Annotated in this window: 11 protein-coding genes; 2 read left to right on the plus strand and 9 right to left on the minus strand. The window is 69.8% G+C overall.

The window, feature by feature from the left end; all coding sequences use genetic code 11:
• The first annotated feature begins 55 nt into the window (after nt 1-55).
• Nucleotides 56-1,690, plus strand: a complete 1,635-nt coding sequence (locus HUA78_RS29970; RefSeq protein ID WP_217442648.1) for a DUF6119 family protein — start codon at nt 56-58, stop codon at nt 1,688-1,690.
• A 170-nt stretch (nt 1,691-1,860) separates the two neighbouring features.
• Here HUA78_RS29970 and HUA78_RS29975 read toward each other — a convergent pair whose 3' ends face one another.
• Nucleotides 1,861-2,868 carry a hypothetical protein gene (locus tag HUA78_RS29975; protein WP_174477703.1) on the minus strand — a complete coding sequence of 336 codons (1,008 nt, stop codon included), beginning with the start codon at nt 2,866-2,868 and terminating at the stop codon, nt 1,861-1,863.
• Between the two features lie 220 nt (nt 2,869-3,088).
• Between HUA78_RS29975 and HUA78_RS29980 the strand changes: the two genes are divergently transcribed.
• The gene (locus HUA78_RS29980) at nt 3,089-4,258 is read left to right on the plus strand and encodes an acyl-CoA dehydrogenase family protein (protein ID WP_174455635.1); all 1,170 of its coding nucleotides are present in this window, start codon (nt 3,089-3,091) and stop codon (nt 4,256-4,258) included.
• A gap of 54 nt (nt 4,259-4,312) precedes the next feature.
• Here the strand turns inward: HUA78_RS29980 and HUA78_RS29985 are convergent, their stop codons facing one another.
• The 8 genes from HUA78_RS29985 to HUA78_RS30020 form a co-directional block, all read right to left on the minus strand.
• Nucleotides 4,313-5,230, minus strand: coding sequence for an SDR family NAD(P)-dependent oxidoreductase (locus HUA78_RS29985; protein ID WP_174455634.1), 918 nt, complete (start codon nt 5,228-5,230; stop codon nt 4,313-4,315).
• Nucleotides 5,231-5,346: 116 nt separating this feature from the next.
• The gene (locus HUA78_RS29990; RefSeq protein WP_174477704.1) at nt 5,347-6,687 is read right to left on the minus strand and encodes a DUF1501 domain-containing protein; all 1,341 of its coding nucleotides are present in this window, start codon (nt 6,685-6,687) and stop codon (nt 5,347-5,349) included.
• A 5-nt stretch (nt 6,688-6,692) separates the two neighbouring features.
• The gene (locus HUA78_RS29995) at nt 6,693-7,493 is read right to left on the minus strand and encodes a hypothetical protein (RefSeq protein WP_174477705.1); all 801 of its coding nucleotides are present in this window, start codon (nt 7,491-7,493) and stop codon (nt 6,693-6,695) included.
• Nucleotides 7,490-8,941: a DUF1585 domain-containing protein gene (locus HUA78_RS30000; protein ID WP_174477706.1), complete on the minus strand. Its 1,452-nt coding sequence runs from the start codon at nt 8,939-8,941 to the stop codon at nt 7,490-7,492. Before HUA78_RS30000 ends, HUA78_RS29995 begins: the two co-directional genes overlap by 4 nt.
• Before the next feature lie 74 nt (nt 8,942-9,015).
• Complete coding sequence (locus HUA78_RS30005; protein WP_174463616.1) at nt 9,016-11,379, minus strand: M20/M25/M40 family metallo-hydrolase; 2,364 nt, start codon at nt 11,377-11,379, stop codon at nt 9,016-9,018.
• A gap of 88 nt (nt 11,380-11,467) precedes the next feature.
• The gene (locus HUA78_RS30010) at nt 11,468-12,127 is read right to left on the minus strand and encodes a class I SAM-dependent methyltransferase (protein ID WP_141645739.1); all 660 of its coding nucleotides are present in this window, start codon (nt 12,125-12,127) and stop codon (nt 11,468-11,470) included.
• A 44-nt stretch (nt 12,128-12,171) separates the two neighbouring features.
• On the minus strand, nt 12,172-16,644 hold the full coding sequence (locus tag HUA78_RS30015) for a non-ribosomal peptide synthetase (RefSeq protein ID WP_174477707.1): 4,473 nt from the start codon (nt 16,642-16,644) through the stop codon (nt 12,172-12,174).
• Nucleotides 16,644-19,943 (minus strand): non-ribosomal peptide synthetase, encoded by a 3,300-nt coding sequence (locus HUA78_RS30020; protein ID WP_174477708.1) that lies wholly within the window; start codon nt 19,941-19,943, stop codon nt 16,644-16,646. Before HUA78_RS30020 ends, HUA78_RS30015 begins: the two co-directional genes overlap by 1 nt.
• Between the last annotated feature and the right edge of the window lie 16 nt (nt 19,944-19,959).

Consider the following 19,959-nt stretch of genomic DNA (forward strand, 5'->3'; position numbering starts at 1 on the left):
GGTCGTGTTGACGGAGCGTGGCGTTCGCCGCGTGGTGCTTCTCGGTTCATGACGAGTGCAACTGGCGCGTCGAGGTGCGGCGCGCCAGATAGGGGGACGTATGGCTATGCAGAAGAGTCGGGCACGTGTCAGGCATCTGACCGCGCTGCTGATCAAGGACGAATTCAAGAAGCCCGAGGACTGTCTCAAGGACGTCAGCGCGGTGGAGAAGGTGGAGTTGTCAGCGCGGCTTTCCTATTCGGCTGACTTCTACCTCCAGGCGAAGAAGGCGCGCTCACCTCCGTGGATGGAGTTCCTGGAGACGATCGTGGCGAAGAAGCTGCCGACGCTCAAGAACCAGAACGTGTGCGGGGTATTCTTTGTCCGGCTGAAGAAAAGGATCGTCGCCTTCACGCAAGGACATGGCCGGAACCTCCTTCGAGCCGACTGCTTCGAGCGGGACTTCGGCCTCAAGGTGGTCTTGAACTCGGTCGATCCTACCCAGTTGCGGAGCGTGGATGCTCGCAAGGTCGAGGACCTGACGACGCAGACGCGAAAGCAACTGAGTCGAAACTCACCGATGGATGCATTCGCTCTCAATCTGAATCAGGACATCCTCCGGGTCATCGCGGGGAAGCCCAAGAGTGAGGAGTTCGCGAAGTTGATAGTCGGTTCTGACTCGCTTTCGCTGAGCGCCAAAGTGGAGGTCGAACAGCTTGGGGAGAAGAGCCAGGAGCTCTTCGCCGCCTATCAGAGCCAGGAGTACAAGAAGCACTTCCCCTGGTTCGATCATCTCCGGTCGGTTCGAGACCAGGCAGTGATGGGGGAGTTGAATCGCAGGTTGATCGAAAAGATTCAGGCAGGCTCAGCCGACGCCCTCCATCTGGCCACGCCCGAGGTCATCGACTGGAGTGAATCATCGGGGCTTTCGTTCTCGACGGAAGCGGACCCGACGCCGCGCCATGACCTGTTGATGGAGGACTATCTCAAGACGAAGGATGAAACGGTGTCGGTCGCCGACCTCAAGCGAGACCATGTTCAGGTTCACTTTGGCGCGGCGAATGCGCCCGTGTCCAAGTGGAGTGTGTATGACTCGATTGTGTTCGAGGCGGAGGAAAAGGGAGAGGTCTTCGTGCTCTCCGGGGGCGATTGGTTCCGAGTCGCCAAGCGTTTCGCTGATGAGGTGAGAGACCGGGTCGGAACCATCAAGAAGTCGACGCTCATTCTTCCTGCCGCGAAGAGCACGGACCGGGAGGACGACTACAACTTCAACGTCGCCAAGTCGCGAGGGTTCATCTTGATGGACAAGAAGAACTCATATGTCGCGGAGGGCAAGACGTCGATCGAGGTCTGCGACCTGCTCACGAAGGATCGGCAGTTCGTGCACGTGAAGCGGAAGACACGGTCCTCGACACTCAGCCATCTTTTTTCTCAAGGCGTTGTCTCGGCGGATGCGTTCTGGATGGATCAAGAATTCAGGAACCACGCCCGGAATCATGTACTGAAGATCCATCCGACGTTGAAGAGTCTGATCCCGCAGGAGCGCCCGAATCCGGCGGAGTTTGAAGTTGTGTTCGCGGTCATCACAAAGAGCAACCCCAAGTGGCCGCATTCCCTCCCGTTCTTCAGTCAGCTCAATCTGAGCTACGCACATGACCGCCTGGAGCGGATGGGGTACCGAGTCTCGTTGCTGAGAATTGATGAGGTTTGACAGCGGCTGGGTTGATCGCAGGCGGGTGACCCCTTCCTCGCCGTTCGGCAGGGCGGTGCGCCGCTCCCGTGGAGAGGCGTACGGGTCCTCCATAGGCGTCGACAGCGGCTGGCCGCGAATCGCCCTGATTCCTCACGCGGTGGCCACCCGCCTCGCAAGCTGGCCCACTCTTATCGGGGCGCCGGACGCGTCGAGGAGCGAGTCGTCTTCCGTCGCGCCACCTGATTGACTGGTGGCGCCGCCTTCTTGGCCCGTGACGCCGTCTTCCTGGCCGGTGACGCCGCCTGATTGACTGGTGGCGCCGCCTTCTTGGCCCGTGACGCCGTCTTCCTGGCCGGTGGCGTCGTCTTCCTGTCCGGTGGCGCCGCCTTCGTTGTCCGTCGCGCATTCGCGGCGCGGGCAGCCTCCATCACCGCGGCCCGTCGCTTGATGCGCGCGACGCCCTCCGTGTCCGCGGCGGAAGCCCCGAGTGTGCCCATCGCGGCCAGTGCCTCACGCGTCGGTGCGTGCTTGTGACAGAGCAGCACGAGGTTGGCGGCGCGCAGCACGCGAGGGGTGAAGATGGGTGGGTTGCCCAGTTCGGGCAGCAGACCGAGCAGCACCGGCACGTCGTCGAGCTTTGACTGCCAGGACTCGGCGCGCGAGCTCTTCGCGATGTGCGTCACCTCGCGCCCGATGTACGCCGCCGCCAGCTCGGCGAACCACGGGGTGACGGGCTTCTTCACGAGGGCCATGAGCGCCGTGGCGAGGCGGCGGCTCTTGACGAGCACCTTCCAGGCCTTCTCCTCCGCGGGGGTGATGCTGGACGACGGCACCACCGCCACCAGGGACGACTCGAGGTTGTCGGCGAGCAGCACGTCCTCCCCGTCGTCATCCACCCGCTTCTCCCAGGTGGAGACAGCGCGCCTCACGAAGGAGGCCTCGTCGGCGAATTCGCTGTGGTCGCCATGCTCTTCGATGTCTCCCCGCAGGCCTCGGAGTGCGCGCAGCACCACGCGTGCGATGGCGGCGTCCTCTTCCTTCTTCAGGAGCGCCGTGCCTTCACGAACCAGGCTGCGCGGGTCGAGCTTGTGGGCGCGCTCGGCGAAGTCCCGTACGGTGGGAGAGGACTCCGTCCCGGCTGCGCCCTTCCTCAGGGAGACGACGAACCTTCGGAGTGCGTCCTCGGTGACATGCATGCCCCATCCTGCACCGGGAATGGAGTGCGTTGGGACCTGTCCATCTGGAATGGGGCTATGCCCACATGGCAATGTTTTGCTGTTGTTGTCTGTCTGGTTCGAATTACTAGTTAGTCTAGTCTATGATAGGAGTTGCGTCAGAGGCACGCGCCAGGTGTGGAGATGTCCCTGGTGAGCGCTGCGTGGAAGGCCTCGTGTCCCTCGTTCCCGGGAGTCGCACGTGAAGACGAACAGTCGGTCCGCGGTCCTCCAGGCGGTACGCGAACTCGCACCATCCCTCTCCGCGCGGGGCGCGGAAATCGAGTTGGCGAGGAGGATTCCCGCCGATGTGATTGGCCTGCTCAAGTCAGCGGGGGTGTTCCGGATGTTCGTGCCGCGCAGTCATGGCGGACTCGACCTGTCGCTCCTGGAGGGGCTGGAAGTGCTGGAGGAGCTGGGTCGAATCGACGGCTCCCTCGGTTGGACGACCATGATTGGCGTGGGCAGCCCCCATCTGTTCGCGGTGTTGCCACGCTCGGAGTTCGATGCCATCCACGCGGCGAGCCCGGACATCGTCGCGGCGGGCGCCATGGCGGCGCAGGGAGAGGCGCGGACGGTGGTGGGAGGCTATCGCGTCACGGGGCGGTGGAACTTCGCCACGGGGTGCCATCACAGTGATTGGTTCTACGGAAGCTGCGCCCTGAAGGACGAATCGGGAAAGCCTGTGATGGGCACGGATGGCAAGCCGGCGCTGCGCACCGTGCTGGTGCCCGCCTCCTCCGCGCGCATCCTCGACAACTGGCAGGTCCTCGGGATGCGTGGCAGTGGCAGTCACGACATCTCCGTCGAGGATGTCTTCGTGCCGGAGGCGTATGCCTTTGACGTCGCCGCGGCCCGCCCCTGCCACCCCAGCCCCCACTTCGTGGCCCCTCCGCTCCAGATCAGCCTGCACATCGGCGCGGTGGCGGTCGGAATCGCGCAGGCGGCGCTCGACGACGTGGTCGCCCTGGCGAAGGCGGGGAAGAAGCGCCTGTATGCGCGCCACACCCTGCGCGAGTCACCCCAGTTCCAGCACCGGCTGGGGCGCGCCCAATCCGACCTGCGCGCGGCGCGCGCCCTGCTCCAGGAACTCTCGGGGCGCTTCTGGACCACCTGCGTCGAGGCGCCGGACTCCGCCTCCGGCTTCGCACCGGAGATTCTAAGCACCACCGCGTGGCTCGTGGACACCGCCGCCGAGGTGGTGAGCGCCTGCTATCGCGCCAGCGGCACCAGCCCCGTCCGGGACGGCTCCACCCTCCAGCGGCGCTTCCGCGACATCCATGTGCTCACCCAGCACGCCTCCGCCACGGATGGATGGTTCGCGCAGGCGGGCAGCACCTTGCTGGGGTTCGACTTCGCGTTGGAGTCCTGAGGCTCGGAGGCGGGCCCGTCCCGTCATGGCGGGGCGGGCCCACGGAGCAAGTGCTCAGGTCCCCGTGCTCTGGGGGGCCTCGTCCTCCCCGTAGGGCGGGATGCGGAAGCCCTCGGGCTGCTTGCCATCCACGTCCGTGAAGCCGTACTCGCGCGCCAGGTCGCCGGAGGTGAACAGCTTCCCGCTGCGCTCCATGATGCGCGGATCCCCGGCCAGCGCGGCCACGGCCCTGCCTCCGTACTCGGGCGACTCGGTGCCGCTCAGGTCGAAGGGACCCTTGGCGTGCTCGGCCATCACTCGCTCGGTGCGCATGAAGCCCGGTGCCAGGGCCACCGCCGCGACGTGGTGCTTCTTCAACTCCAGCCCCATGCCAAAGCTCATGCGGATGATCGCGGACTTGGCGACGTCGTAGTACAGGTTGCGCAGGTACTCGCCGTAGGCCCAGCCCACCGTGTTGACGATGAGGCCCGGAGGCGCGTCGGCCTTGCGCCCGATGAGCAGCGGCGCGGCGAACCGGCTCGACAGGAAGTGCGCGCGCAGGCCGGCGACATACATGCCCTGCCAGCGCTTCTCCGTGGGCTGCTCCCAGAACGGCAGGTCGAAGTCGGGGCCGTCATACTGCTCGTAACCTCCCCAGACGTTGTTGACGAGCAGGTCCAGCCGCCCGGACTCGCGCTTGACGCGCTCGAAGAACGCGGCCACGTCCTGCTCGTTCGTGTGGTCCACCCGCGCGGCGATTCCCTTCCCCCCTCGCTGCGTCACTTCCTCGGCGGCGTTCTCCACCGTGCCGGGGAGCCCTTCGGTGGTCTGTCCGGCAGAGGCGCTTCGACCGGTGACGTAGACAGTGGCGCCGGCTTCGGCGAGCACCAGGGCGATGGCGCGACCCGCGCCGCGGCTGGCGCCGGTCACCACGGCGACACGGCCGGTCAGGGTCTTCAGGTGTTTCGCGATGGGCTGCTTGGCTCCTTGCATGAACGTCTCCGGATAGGTTGGGGCAGCGGGTGGACTTCGGGCTTTGTTCAGCGAACGTCAGGCAAGACGAGACCCACCGGGGAGGGCGAGCGAGCTGTCGGGGTTCGTCGTCTTCGTCAGGCGAGGATGCCGTGCAGCAGCATGTCCCGCCCGTAGTCGTGGCGGAGCGGATCTCCTCCGGCCAGGTGCAGCAGGGTGGCGAAGAGCGCGTCGATTTCGAGCGGGCGCCGTTGCCCCTCGGTGGCGCTGCCGCTGCGATAGTCGATGGAGACGCCGCGGAACCTCGCGTCCGTCTGGCCGACCGTCGCGCCCGCGCGGATGCCGCGCCCCAGGAGGATCCAGCTGTTCTCGGGCCAGTGGTCCTTGCCCCGCACCATGTTCAGCTTGGGGAAGCGGCCCAGCTCGGAGGCGATCACGATGGTGGTCTGCTCCAGGAGCGTGCCGAACGCGTTGCGCTCGCGCTGGAGCAGGTCCAGGAAGCCGGCGATGTCGTCGAAGATGGGGCGCGTGCGCGCTGACTGGAGCGCCACGTTGTCGGTGTGCGTGTCCAACCAGACGCGCGGCGAGCGCACGGTGACGAAGCGGGCGTGATTGCCACGCACGGCATGGAAGGCGAGCTGGAGGCCGGGCCCCAGCGGACTTCCACGAAGCGCCGTGTGTCGGTCCGCGGTGGATAGCAGGCGCTGGAGGTGCTGGCCCTGTTGGAGCGTCTGCTCGTGTGCGGCGAACTCCTCCGGTCTCCCGCCGAGCCACTGGCGGGCCTCCTCGTGCCGCAGGGCCTGCATCTCCTCGAACCAGGGAGGCGTGTCGAACAGGCCCCGCCGGGGCTCACCGGTGAGCAGCTCCACCGTCGCGGGGTCGATGCTCAGTCCTCCCGCGAGGGGAATGGCGCGGCCCTCCGGGTTGCCGGGCAGCGGCAGCGCGTCCAGGGGGCGCGGTGGCCGCGGGAAGCCGGTCTGGATGTGGAGGTGCGGGATGGGGGCGCTGCCCGGCAACAGGCCTCCGAGCACGTCGCCGAAGGGCGGGGTGCTGGCGCCATGTCGCTGGTGGCCCGCGCGCAGGATGGCCTCACCCGTCTCGTGCGCGACGGTGTCGTAGCGGACGCCATGGACCAGGCACAGCGCGTCGTCGTGGCGCAGCAGCCCGCCGATGAGCGGCCCGAACAGGCGGCGCGTGCCCTGGAGGCGCTCGGCCGCCCGGTATCCGGTGTCGACCTCTCCGGCCGTGGCGGGGTCCTTCGCGTCCACGGTCATCACGCTGTCGAAGCCACCGTCGAGGGTGATGCGGACGAAGTAGTGGGGCCGCGCGGTGGACGGCGGCGGGAGGGCGACGGGTGGCGTGGAGGTCGACTTCACGTCGGGCGCGCCCGCGCGGTGGAGGCCACAGGCCGGGAGCAGGGCCAGTCCGCTGACGCCAGCCAGGGCCTGGAGGACTTCGCGTCGTGAGGAGCGGGCCATGGTCGTCATCTCGCTGTCGTGGGGGCGGGGGCGAGTTCCAGCCGCAGCACCCGGATGCCGGCCAGATAGCTGGTGCACAGCGCCGCCGCCGCGTCGCGTGTCGCCGGCGCGATGCGCTGGAAGCGGCGGAAGCGTGCCTGTCCATCCTTCGTGTCCGCGGCGCTGGGCTCCTGCTGGTACACGAGCCGGAAAAGGCGCTGCGTGATGGCCTCCGTCGCCTTCTCCGAGGCAGGTCCCTCCGCGACGTCCACCAGGGTCCGCTTTCCGGCGGGGCGCCCCAGGTCCGTGTCGATGACCCGGGTGCAGACGTCCATGGCGATGAGCGGATGGCGTGCGGAGGGCTCGAGCTCCAGCCGAGGAGCGACGAGGGCCTCGAGCGCGCCCGCGCTCATGTACGGATGCGCCACCTCGCGGACGATGAGCAGCCAGTCGTCCAGGGACAATTGCATGGCCGTGCGCGGCGGGGCGGGGTGCTGTTGGGCCTCCAGCAGCGCGGCGATGGAGCTGGCGAGCTCCTGCCGGTATCCGGGCCCCAGCGGGACGGGTGAGTTCCCAGGGCCCTTCCACAGCCCCTCCGCGTCCTTCGCGGAGGGAGGCATGCGGCCGGTCTCGACGGCCTTGTGGATGTCCCGCCACGTCTCCAGGTCGCTCGGGCCAGGCACCTGACGCAGGTCGAGCGAGCTGTCCTCATCGTGACAGCCGGCGCAGTGGCGTTGGAGGAGGACCGCCACGTTGGGGGGCACCTCGGCGGCGTCACGCGCCGGCGCCGCCGCCAGGACGAGGAACAGCAGACCGAGGGAGGTCATTGCGCGAGCACCATCGGTTCCGTCTGCGGCTTGCTCCACAGGATGGCGCGGATGAGGACATCGACCCGCCGTCCGTTCTGCTCGAAGGTCCGGGTCAGCTCCTCCAGCAGCCGCCGCTCCTCGGCCGTCTTCCGGGGCGGTCGCCCCACGAGGAAGGTGAACATGCGGGAGGTGGCGCAGCGGGGGAACTCGGGCTGCTGGGTGAGGAGCCGGGCCAGCGCGGCGGTGCCCTTGCCCTTGCCCCGGAAGTCCTCGGCGCCGTGGACGTACAGCGCCCCCTCCACCTGTCTGCCGGTGGGGATGGAGCCGAAGATGGGCGGACGCAAGCCCACCAGGAAGCCCGAGCCCGAGTCCATGGGCGCGTGGCATCCGCTGCACGCGCCCTGGTTGCGCATGGGGGACTCGTACACTTCGAAGCGCACGCCCTCGTGCTGCCCGCCGGTGACGGTGAGGAGCGTCTCGCTGTCCACGGTGTTCGCCGGGAAGTCCACGCAGAGGAACTGCGACAACATCAACTGCATCGTCGCGCGGGACGTCCCCACGAACGCGGCCATGACGGGCGTGTTCAGGAACAGGCCACTGCCCTGGTATTCGCCCTTGCGCTCGACGAACTGGCCCGGGGCCTCCAGGTCCACCGTGGCCAGCATCCGCACCAGCTCCTGCTCCCGCGCGGGGGAGAAGGGCTTCTGGGACACCTTCGCCAGCATCTCCCGCCGCAGGTACAGGAAGCGCGTCAGGCCGGACTGCCAGGTGGAGGAGGTCGTCATCAACTCGTCGAAGGGGCGCCCCTTCGACATGAGCTCAGCGCCGGTCTCGGTCACCTCGCTCATCATCGCCTCCACGAAGCGCTGGTCCATGCGCGGCGCCTCCTCGTCCGGAGGGAGGCAGCCCAACAGCAGGGGACCGCAACCGCAGCCCGGTCTGGGCGGCGTGGGGATGGTGGGCTCGGGTTGTCCACCGCAGTAGCCGACCGCGTCGAAGGCGTTCTCCGGGCGGTAGCTGTCCTGACAGATGGAGATGCGTTGTCCGCGCCCCCACCAGGCTGGCGCCGACTTGCGTTCGGCGGGCGCACAGGGCGCGGTCCCCTCCGGACGCGAGGCGCCCACGGTGTGGGGCAGGTAGTAGACCCACTGCCCGTCTTCACGGAAGCGTGACAGCGTCCCGACGAAGAAGTTCGTCGCCGCAGGCGTGAACGCCAACGCGCTCGAGAGCTTCCGGTAGAAGTCCCGCGTCAACCAGCGGTCCAGGACCTCCTCGTAGATGCGGGACGGAGTCTCTCCGCGCGCGAGTCGCTCCTCCAGGTCGCGCCGCTCCTGTGGCTCCAGCCGCTTCAGCCGAAGGCGAAGGGAGAGCACCTGCACCAGCTCCACCACGGGCGTGGACGCGGCGTCGTCCGACGCCTGCGCTGGCGAGAGCGTCAGCGTCAGGAAGGCTGCTCCCAACGTCATCCTGTTCGAACGCGTGGTGAGAGGCATTGCTCGAAAACCTACTCGGGTCTTTCCTGTAAATCCAGGCGTTAATGTCAATCATTTCCTGGGGGCTGCGCGGCGGTCGGCAATGATTGCCGTGCCGTGGAACCGACCGGGTGGGCGGAAATATGGAGGGCGTGGCTGACGTAGGTGGCATTGCCCCAGTTCTCCACGTCCAGGGAGGGTGCGGGAATCATGTACGGGGGTCTTCGCGTTGGCGTGAAGCCTGACAGCGAAGGCAGGCCGTCGGTGCGGTCCATGACGCGAATGGTGAGGGGTTGGGCCGCCGGGAAGGTGGCCTGCAGGAGATTGCCCTCGGGGAGCAGGGTTTCGAGCCACAGGGTCCATGCCGCGTCGCCCGCGAGGGCGGGACTGGTGGGGCCAGGAGCGCCATCCACGGCATAGGCGAGCACGGGCGCGCCATGGAGTGACACCAACGCGCTGCGCGCTCCCCGGGGGGAGGTGATTCGCAGGCGCAGCGTCCTCCGGTCCGCCGTGACGGTGTCCTCGAGCGCCTCCACGAGGGGCGCTGGCGCGTCGAGCACCGGAGCGGGCGCGAACCGGAAGTCCTGGCCCCAGCGCGGCATGAAGGCGGGGAGCTGCCCTTCTCGCGTCGCGTCCCGGGGGAAGAACTGCCGCGTCCAGTCGTCCAACTGCTCGTCGCTGCTGAACCAGAGGGCTTGCCCGCTGTCCGCGTCCCACGCATAGACGACGTTGTTCGCCCGGGGGCGCTCGGGGGTGGGCGCCCGTGGAAGACTCGCCAGGACCACGAGTCCAAGCCCCGTGGCGAGGGTTGTCACCGGCAGCGGCCAGGTCCGGAGTGCCGTCAGCGCGTGGAGGAGTGGGACGAGCAGTCCGCAGAGGAGGACGGCGAGCAGCGCCGTCACGACGGCGAGCCGCGGCGTGAGCCCCACGAAGGTGAGGACGAGGAGGGGCGCCACGATGAGCAGCGGCGGGATGGCGCACAACGTCAACGCCGTCGGCCATCGCCAGTTCGCCGCGCCGGGAGCGGAGGGGAGCAGCGCCAGCCCGAGCGCCGTGCTCGCCAGGGGCCAGGTGAACAGGAAGCCGAGTCCGGGCGCGAGGAACGCGGTCAGCACCGCGAGCAGCGCCCAGGGCCCGCAGGCCGCCAGGGTGAGGGCCCGCACGCCGACGCGGGGGCCCGTCCTCACGACGAACAGCGCGGCCACGGCGGCCGTCACCGCAAGCAGGCCCCCGAGGTAGAGGCCACTGCCGTAGGTGTCGCCGGCGCGGCGGGACTCGGGATGGGTCGCGCCAGCCAGGAGGCTGATGGCGAGCGCGATGGCGAGGACACCCCCGCAGACGAGGAGGAAGGTGCCCAGTCCGCGCGCGAGCTGCCTCGCCGACAGCGTCTTCTCCCGGAGTCCTCGCGCGACAAGGGCCGCCCAGAAGAGCGTCGCGCCCAGGGCGAAGAAGGGACTCCACCCTTCCGGGTACGTGATGAGTCCCAGCCCCGCGACGTTGAAGAAGACCAGGCTGGAGGTCCCCTGGGGCGACAGCGTGCCGTCCGTCAGCCGCCGGGTGAGGCGCAGCGCGTACTCCCCCTGGTGCTGCAAGGTGCGCGCGTCCACGTTCTCCGGACGGTCCAGCGCTCCGTGGTAGGCCGTGAGGCCGTCGATGTACGCGAAGTTGAGGCCGGGGATGCCGGCGGCCTTGGACAGGGTGAACTCGGTCATGTTCGGCAGGTACCGGTAGGCCGTGTCGAACAGCGAGCTCGCGAGCGCCGTGGGCACCGTCGAACCGAGCGCGTCGACGAGCCAGCCGCTGTCCGGCCCCGTCTCGAACATCAGGACCGGGCCATGACTGCCACGGGCCTCGAAGTTGAGCACCGTGGCCACGGCGTGGCGCCGGGGATGCTGGGCGAAGAAGGCCTGCGCGCCGAGCAACCCGACCTCCTCCGCGTCGGTGAACAGGAAGAAGACATCGTGGCCGGGCTTCTGGGGGGACGCGGTCAGCGCGCGCGCCGTCTCCAGGAGGGTGGCCACCGCGGCGGTGTTGTCGTTGGCGCCCGGGCCCGCCGGCACGGAGTCGTAGTGCGCCATCAGCAGGAGGGCCCGCTCGCTGGAGCGTCCTGGCACACGGGCGAGCACGTTCTGGACGACGGCCGCGGACCGGTAGGTCACCCCGAAGGGGGTGGGAAACTCCGCCACGCTCGGGGCCCGCTGGACTTCGGGTGAAAGGCCCAGCCCCTCCAGCTCGGCGAGCAGGTACTCGCGCACACGCGCATGCTCCGCCGAGCCCACCGGATGGGGTTCGCGAGCGATGCGCTGGACGTGGGCGAACGCCCGCTCCGCGGAGAAGTCCTCGGCCGACGCGGAGGCGGGAACAGGCGCGGGCGGTTGGTAGGGCGCCAGGGCCGCCCAACTGCCGCCGACCAGCAGGACCAACGCGAGCACGACGCCAGGCCCGCCGGGGATGACGGAGGGCTCCGGGGAGCGTTTCGCGATAGGGCGGGAAGGCGGGGGCATGGGACGGGCCGTGGGCTCAGCGCTTCCTCGCGAGGGTCAGCCCATCCGCGAAGGGAAGCATGCTCAGGTCCACGCGCTCGTCGTGCAGGAGCTTCGCGTTGATGCGACGCAGCGAGTCCGTCTCCGGGTCCGAGACGGCGGGGTCGGCGACCTTGCCGGACCAGAGCGTGTTGTCGAGCACCACCAGTCCGCCCGGGCGCAGCAGCCGGAGCGCGAATTCGTAGTAGTGCTCGTAGCTCTCCTTGTCCGCGTCGATGAACGCCAGGTCGAACGTCCCCCGCTCGGGGCTGGACACCAGCGCCTCCAGGGTGTGGTGGGCATCCCCGAGACGCACGTCGATGCGCTCCTCCACGCCCGCGAGCTTCCAGTAGCGCCGAGCCACGGAGATCCACTCCTCGCTCAGGTCGCACGCGACGACCCGGCCGTCCGCGGGGAGCGCGAGCGCGGTGCACAGGGTGCTGTAGCCGGTGAAGACGCCCACCTCCAGCGTCTTGCGCGCGCCCAGCAGTCGCGTCAGCAGGTGGAGCAACTGCCCCTGCTCGGGCGGGACCTGCATCGTGCGCAGCGGCAGGCGCGACGTCTCCTCGCGCAGGTCGCGCAGGATGGGGTTGTCGCGCAGGGAGTTGTCACGGACGTACTGGAGGACAGGCTGGGTCAGTTCGACGTGGTGGATCATTCTGGGACTCGTCTCTTGCGGTGAGAGGGATGGGGCGTGGCCGCTCAGGTTCCGGCGACCTGTCGCGAGCGGGCGGTGCGCAGCGCTTCGGGGGGTGGGAGGAAGCCGACGTCGACCAGGTACTGGATGCAGCGGTGCGCCAGGGCCTCGGTCATGGGGGGGCAGCGGATGCCGCTTCCCGCCAGCACCTCCAGCGCGTTGGCGCACTCCATCTCGGGCTGGAGTTCACCGATGACGGATGGGTCGAGCGCCGGCGTGGGTTCCGCCTCCGCGTCGCGGATGAGCGGCACCAGCGGATAGAGCGGGTGGGACGTGTCGACCTCCAGGGCCCGTCGTCGCGCCTCGTCGAAGGGGACGATGTCGAATTCGTACCCGTACGAGCGGATCCACTCGCAGAACTGGTGCAGGGAGACGGGCGCCGGGTTGAACAGGTGGAAGAAGCGCCCGAACGCCTCCCGCTTCAGGGAGATGTGGACGATGGCCTTCGCGGCGTAGTCCACGGGGATGGTGTCGAAGATGCGCGGGTACTCCGGGAGGATGCCCATGGGGACGTAGCCCCGGAACGCGACCAGCAGGTAGTCGTTGGTCTGCGTCGCGCCTGTCTCCTCGTGACTCAGGATGAGGCCGGGCCGGTAGATGCCGACGGGGATGCCGCGCTGCCGGGCGATGTCGACGACCTTCTCCGCGACCCACTTGCTCCCGGTGTAGCCGCCGGGCACCTCCACCGGGCTGTGCAGCGGCGAGTCGTCCTCCAGGAACGGCCGCGGCATGTGAGTGGCCAGCAGCACGTCGATGGTGGAGACGTAGTGCACGGCCTTGAGCCTTCGCAGGCAGGCCAACCGCAGCACCTCCTGGGTGCCCTGCACGTTCGGTCCTCGCAGCGCGGAGTAGGGGTAGACGAAGTTGACCAACGCGCCGTTGTGGTAGATGGCGTCGAGCTTCCCGGCCATCGCGTCCCACTCCGCCTCGTCCAGGCCGAGGCGGGGCTTGGCCAGGTCTCCGACGAGTGGACGGATGCGCGCCGCGTGGGCTTCGTCCCAGACGAGGTACTGCTCCATCGTCGTCCGGACGCGCTTCATCGCCTGGGCGGGCGTGTCCGCGCGGACCAGGCAGTAGACCGTGGCGCGGGTGCACTTCAGGAGCTGCTCCAACAGGAACGCGCCCAGGTAGCCCGTGGCGCCCGTGAGCAGGACGGCGGAGGGGTCGAGGAAGTCCGCCTCGGGTAGACCTTCGGGCGAGATGTCGGGCGGCAGGGTGGCGTCCGTGTCCAGGCGCGTGGCGTGCTGATTCATCAGCACCGCCTCGAGGCCCTCGCGTTGGAAGGTCTCCACCACGTTCGCGACGCCCGCCACGGTGGGCACCTTGAAGAACTGGTGGACGGGGATGGCGATTTCGAAGCGGTTGAGCAGCCGCGACGCAAGCTTCGCCAGCATGAGCGATGTGCCGCCGACGCCGAAGAAGTCGTCGTGGATGCCCACGCTCGTCGTGCCGAGCACATTCCCAAAGGCCGCGGCGATCTCCTCCTCCAGCGGCGAGCGGGGCATGGCGGAGTCCGCCAGCGGCTCCGCTCGTTCGACCTGGGGAGCGGGCAGGGCCTGCCGGTTCACCTTGCCGTTGGCCGTTCGGGGCAGCTCACTGACGATGACGAACAGGGTGGGCACCATGTACGTCGGCAGGTGTCCCTCCAGGTACGTCGACAGCGCGCGCGCCTGGGGCGCGGCGTTCTCCGCGGGCACGATGTAGGCGACGAGCCGCTTCATGTCCGGGCCACTGGCGTGGGCCACGACCACGACTTCGCGCACGTCGGGGTGCTGGCCAAGCGCGGCTTCGACCTCGCCCAGCTCCACGCGGTAGCCGCTGACCTTGACCTGGTCGTCCACGCGACCGAGGAACATGATGGCGCCGTCCGCCCGGTAGCGGCCCAGGTCGCCCGTCCGGTACAGCCGCGCGCCAGTCTCGCTGGAGAAGGGGTCCGGCACGAACCGCTCCGCCGTCAGGCCGGGCCTCCCGTGGTAGCCGCGGGCCAGTCCCGCGCCGCCGATGCAGATCTCCCCGGGCACGCCCACGGGCACCGGTTGGAGGTGCGCGTCGACGACGTAGGTCCGCGTGTTGCCGATGGGCCGACCGATGGGGGCCGCCTCGGGCTCATCCACGCGCGGGCACGTCCAGCTCGTGGCGTCGATGGTCGTCTCGGTGGGGCCGTACAGGTTCGCCACCGTGGCTGACACGCGCGAGAAGATGCTGCGCTGGAGCGAGCCGGTGAGGGCCTCGGCCCCGCTCAGCACGTAGCGCAGGCGGGTGCACCGGCCGATATCCGGCTCCTCCATCAACACCGAGTTGAGGGACGGCACCGCGCCGTAGACGGTGATGCCCTGGGAGCGCATCAGCTCCACCAGCGACCGGCTGTCGGTGGCCTGCCCCGCGGCGGTGACGACGGTGCGCGCGCCCACGAGCAGCGGCCAGAACGTCGCCCAGACGGAGGGGTCGAAGCTGAACGAGTGGTTCTGCAGGACGCGGTCCTCTGGGTTCAGCGGCCACGTCGCCTGTCGCCAGGTGAGGTTGTTGACGATGCCCCGGTGCGTGAGCATCACCGCCTTGGGCGTCCCCGTGGAGCCGGAGGTGTAGATGAGGTACGCGAGGTGCGCGGGCGTCGTCGTCCGGGGCGGGGCCGAGCGCGGGTTCGCCGCGATGGCGGGCCAGTCCTCGTCCACGAGGAGCCGCTTCGCCGGGGAGGTTCCCAGCCGCGCCGTGAGCGACCGCTGGGTGATGAGCACCCGCGCGCCGCTGTCCGTGAGCAGGTGCGTGAGCCGCTCCGTGGGGTACTCCGGATCCAGCGGAACGTAGGCGCCTCCGGCCTTGAGGACCGCGAGCATGGCGACGACCATCTCCACCGAGCGCTCCAGGCACAGCGCCACGCGGTCCTCGCGCTCCAGCCCGAGCCCCCGCAGGTGATGCGCGAGCTGGTTGGCCTGCTCGTCGAGCATCGCGTAGGTGCGCTCCCCGCCAGGACCGGTGACGGCCCAGGCCCCCGGGGTCCGCGCCGCCTGCGCCTCCACCAGCTCGTGCAGGCACTTCTCCGAGGGAGCGGCGTGGGCCGTCTCGTTCCAGCCATGGAGGACCTGTCCCCACTCCTCGGCCGGCAGCAACCGCAGCGCGGAGAGGGTGCTGGTCGGAGTGGTCAGCGCTCCGTCGAGCAGCGTGCGCAGGTGGTCGAGCATCCTCCGCGCGGTGCTCGCGTCGAACAGGTCGGTGTTGTAGTCCACGCGCAGGTGGAGTCCCTCCTGGGTCGCGGTCGCGGCGAGCGTCAGGTCCACCGGGGTGGTCCCCACGCGCGGCACGTGTGGCGTGACTCTCAGGCCGGGGACCAGGTCGAGCGCCTCGCGCGCGTCACGGAACTGGAACAGGGTCTGGAAGAAGGGCGTGCGGCTGAGGTCTCTCGGTGGCTGGAGCGCCTCCACGAGGGTGGCGAACGGCACGCGCCCGAACTTGCGCGCCTCCCGGAGGGCGCGGCCGGTTCGTCGGAGCGCGTCCTCGAAGGAGGGGTCTCCGCCCAGGCCGACTCGCAAGACGAGGGGGCCGCGGCCGGGACCTGGTGGCTCGGACTCCGCGCTGCCAGGAGGCTCGTCGCGCACTCCCACCGTCACATCCACCTGGAGCGAGTAGCGGGCCAGCAGGGTCTGGAGGCCGGTCAAGAGCACCGTCCCCAGCTCCTCGTCCGTGCGCGTGGCGAGCGCGGACAACTGACCCAGGAGCTCCCGCGGCAGGCGCTGGTGGACGGACGCGGAGCGGTGGGTCTTCACGGCCGGACGCGGCCGGTCCGTGGGGAGCTGAAGCACGGGAACGTCCGCGAGCCGTCGACGCCAGTGCTCCACCGCCGCCGCTCCCTCTGGACTGGCGAGCCACGCGTGCTCGCGGGTGGCGTGCTCCGCGTGGGAGGGCACGGCGCCCTCACCGAGGGGCTCGCCTCGGTGGAGGGCGGCATACGTCGTGAGGAGCTCCTGGACGAAGGACTCCAGGGAGGAGGTCGCCACGACCAGCTCGTGGCCCGTCGCGAACAACACGTGGCTGTCGGCGGCGAGCCGCACGAGCCGCAGGTCCACCAGTGGCGCGGAGGCGACGTCGGCGCGCCGGGCGAGCATCTCCCGGGCGATGTCGGAGAGGCGCTCCGCGGCGTCCGCGTCGGTCACGTCCGTCACCCGCAGGGACAGCGCCGCGATGGGGTGGACGAGTCGCAGCGGCGTTCCCCCCACGTCCTTGAAGGTGCTGCGAAGCAGGTCGTGGCGGCGGCCGACCTCGGCGATGGCCTGCTGGAGCGGGGCCAGCTCCAGCGCGCCCCGCAGCTCGCGCGCCGTCAACACCTGGGCCGGCAGCGTGCCGTCCAACTGGAGCAGCATCCACAGTCGTCGCTGCGTGGGCGTCAGGTTGGCGGGGTCGGCCCCGCGTTCCCGGAGCCAGCGGGTGAGCGTGGCTCGCCGGTCCTCGAGGGGCCTTCGGACGGAGTCGTTCTGGGAGGGCATCACCTGCGAATCTCCTGGGAGAGGGCGTGGCTCAGCAGCGGATCGTTCAGCAGGGCTTCCACGTCGGCGTCGCTCAACCCGTCCAGCGGCGTGTCGGACGCGGGCTTCAGCACCGAGGGCGCTTGTCGGCGCCGCGTGTCGATGACGGTCGCGAGGTGGGCGATGGTGGCGTTGATGAAGAGGTCGCGCATGGGCACCCTCACGCCGAACTCCTGGTCGAGCAGTTGCACGAGCCGCCCGGCGAGCAGCGAGTTGCCGCCCAGCTCGAAGAAGTCGTCATCCACGCCCACCTGCTCGCGCTCGAGCAGTCGGGTCCAGACGGCGCCGACCTGGCGTTCGGTGTCGGTGCGGGGCGCGACGAGGAGCCGCTCGCTGGAGGCGGAGACGGCGTCCGGAGAGGGCAGGGCGCGACGGTCCACCTTGCCGTTGGGCGTCAGCGGGAGCGCGTCCAGCAGGGCGATGGTGGCGGGCACCATGTACTCGGGGAGGTGGGCGCGAGCGTGCTCCCGAAGGCGCCGGGCGAACTCCTCGGAAGGAGGGCGCGTGGCGGGAACGACGTGGGCGACGAGCCGCCGGCGGGCCTCGTCCGTCCCCCACAGGTGGACCGCCACAGCGCGCACCTCCGGGTGGCGTCGCAGGACGGTTTCCACCTCCTCCAGCTCGATGCGGAAGCCCCGGAGCTTCACCTGGTGGTCCGCGCGCCCCAGGTACACGAGGTCGCCGTCAGGCCGCGGGCGCACCAGGTCCCCGGTGCGATAGAGGCGCGCGCCCGGGCTCGCGGAGAAGGGGTCGGGCACGAAGCGTTCGGACGTGCGTCCGGGCAGCCCCCAGTAGCCACGGGCCACGCCCTCTCCGCCGATGAACAGCTCGCCGCTCACGCCGGGGGGCACCGGCATCAGGTCCTCATCCAGCACATAGGTGCTCGTGTTGCCCACGGGCCGGCCGAGCGTGACGCGCTCTCCGGGATGCAGCCGCTTGCGGCATGACCACACCGTCGTCTCGGTGGGGCCGTAGAGGTTCCACAGCGCGGCGCCGCGATACGTGAGGAGGTCGGCGAGGTCCTGGGGAAGCGCCTCGCCTCCGCAGAGCGCGGTGAAGCTGCTGGAGGGTCTCCAGCCGTTATCCGTCAAGAGCCGCCAGGTGGCGGGCGTGGCCTGCATCACCGTCACGTGGTGGGTGTCGAGCAGTGCCGCCAGCTCCCGGGCATCCGCCGCCTGTTCCCGGGTGACGAGCACCACGCGCGCACCCACGAGCAGCGGCAGGTAGAGCTCCAGCGCGGCGATGTCGAACGAGAACGTGGTCACCGCGGCGAGGACGTCCTCGCCTCGCAGCCCGGGCTCGCGCGCCATGGTGTGCAGGAAGTTGGCGAGCGCTCCGTGTGTCACCATCACCCCCTTGGGGTGACCGGTGGAGCCCGACGTGTAGAGGACATAGGCGAGGGTGTGCTCACCCGCCCTCGGGCCTGGAGGGGCGTCCCCGCCGGCCTCCGCGACCGCGTCCGGGGTCAGGACGTGGGGGATGTCCACGCCCAGCGACGCGAGCTGGGGCGTCGTCACGAGGGCCCGGGGACGCGCATCCTGGAGCATGGCGCGGATCCGCTCACGCGGGTACTGCGGGTCCACGGGGACGTAGGCCCCGCCGACCTGGAGCACCGCGAGCAGGGCCACGATGAGGTCCGGCGAGCGCTCCAGATGGACGGCGACCCGGTCCTCGGTGCCCACGCCGCGCGCGCGCAAGGCACCCGCGAGCTGGCCCACGCGGGTCATCAGCTCGCGGTAGGTGAGGCGGAGGGCGCCGCACTCCACGGCCACGCGCTCCGGCGTCCGCGCGGCCTGCGCGGCGACTGCCTCGTGGAGGGGGACGAAGGCGTGGGGCTCCGCGTGGAAGGCCCGCGCGAGCTGCTCCCGCCGGTCGGCCTCGCTGTCCAAGGCGAGCCGCGAGAGGCGCGGACGGGTTTCATCCAGGAGCCCTTCGACTGCCCGCGTGAAGTGCTGGACGAGGTGGGCGATGGTGTCGGCCTCGAACAGGTCCGAGCCGTACTCGACGATGCCTTGGATGCGGTCTCCGTCGTCGATGAGGAAGAAGGACAGGTCGAAGCGGGAGGTGCCCGGGTCCACGGGCAGCCGCTCCAGCGCGTGCCCTCCCATCGAGAGGCGGGAGAGGGGCGCCTCCTGCATCGCGAACATCACCTGGAAGAGGGGGTTGTGGCTCAGCGTGCGCTGGGGCTGGAGCGCCTCGACGAGCAGCTCGAAGGGGAGCTGCTGGTGCGTGAGCGCCTCCAGGACGGTCTCCCGGATGCGCGCGCCGAGGGCGTCCACGCGCGGGTCCCCGGACAGGTCCACGCGCACCACGAGCGTGTTGGCGAGGAACCCGATGAGGGGCTCCAACTCGGGCCGCTCCCGGTTCGCCACGGGTGTTCCGATGAGGAGGTCGTCCTGCCCCGTGTACCGCCGCAGCACGATGGCGAACGCCTGGAGCAGGAGCATGTACGGCGTGATGCCGGTGGAGCGGACGTGGCGGCGGACGGCCGCGCCCAGCTCCGGGGAGAGGGTGAACTCCGTGGTGGCGCCGCGGAACGTCTGGACCGAGGGGCGCGGGTGGTCCACCGGCAGCTCCATGACCTGGGGCGCGCCGGCCAGCTTCCGCTTCCAGTAGGTGCTCTGGGCCGCGTGCGCCTCGGTGCCGAGCCACTGCCGCTGCCAGGCCACGTAGTCGGCGTATTGGATGGGGAGGGCCGGAAGGGCCGGCTCCGTGCCCTTGAGGCAGGCGTCGTAGCTGTCCGCCAGCTCGCGCACGAGCAGCTCCACGGAGCTCCCATCCGCGACGAGGTGGTGCACCGTGACGAGCAAGGCGTGCTCCGCGGCGCCCAGGCGCAACAGGTTCACCCGTAGGAGGCTGTCCTCGGTGAACCGGAAGGGGCGCCGGGCCTCTCCCGCGAGCAGTCGCCGCGCCTCTTCAGCTCGCTCGGCCGCGGGGACGTGCCCCAGGTCGGTGAAGGAGAGGGTGACCCTTGCATCGGGATGGATGACCTGCACCAGCTCGCCGTCCAGGTACGCGAGGCGGGTCCTCAGAGCCTCGTGGCGGGCCACCACGAGGTTGAGGGCGCGTTGCAGCGCGACGCGGTCGACAGCGCCAGCGACGCGGAAGGCCACGGGCAGGTGGTAGGCCACGCTCCATTGAGCGTCCAGCTCGTGGAGGAACCAGAGCCGCTGCTGGCTCGCGGACGCGGGGAAGACGAAGCAGCCCTGGAGGGCGGCGTCGGTCGGTGGGGGACGGGCGTTCGTATCCACGGTGGACATGGGGGTTCTCTCCTCG

It is taken from the genome of Myxococcus sp. CA033, from assembly GCF_013336625.1.
Lineage (GTDB): Bacteria > Myxococcota > Myxococcia > Myxococcales > Myxococcaceae > Myxococcus > Myxococcus llanfairpwllgwyngyllgogerychwyrndrobwllllantysiliogogogochensis.

Excerpts from the sequence above, each read along its gene's own strand:
- HUA78_RS29975 (WP_174477703.1), bottom strand. The coding sequence starts at position 2,868 with ATGCATGTCACCGAGGACGCACTCCGAAGGTTCGTCGTCTCCCTGAGG.
- HUA78_RS29985 (WP_174455634.1), bottom strand. The coding sequence starts at position 5,230 with ATGCAAGGAGCCAAGCAGCCCATCGCGAAACACCTGAAGACCCTGACC.
- HUA78_RS29990 (WP_174477704.1), bottom strand. The coding sequence starts at position 6,687 with ATGGCCCGCTCCTCACGACGCGAAGTCCTCCAGGCCCTGGCTGGCGTC.
- HUA78_RS29995 (WP_174477705.1), bottom strand. The coding sequence starts at position 7,493 with ATGACCTCCCTCGGTCTGCTGTTCCTCGTCCTGGCGGCGGCGCCGGCG.
- HUA78_RS30000 (WP_174477706.1), bottom strand. The coding sequence starts at position 8,941 with ATGACGTTGGGAGCAGCCTTCCTGACGCTGACGCTCTCGCCAGCGCAG.
- HUA78_RS30010 (WP_141645739.1), bottom strand. The coding sequence starts at position 12,127 with ATGATCCACCACGTCGAACTGACCCAGCCTGTCCTCCAGTACGTCCGT.
- HUA78_RS30015 (WP_174477707.1), bottom strand. The coding sequence starts at position 16,644 with ATGCCCTCCCAGAACGACTCCGTCCGAAGGCCCCTCGAGGACCGGCGA.
- HUA78_RS30020 (WP_174477708.1), bottom strand. The coding sequence starts at position 19,943 with ATGTCCACCGTGGATACGAACGCCCGTCCCCCACCGACCGACGCCGCC.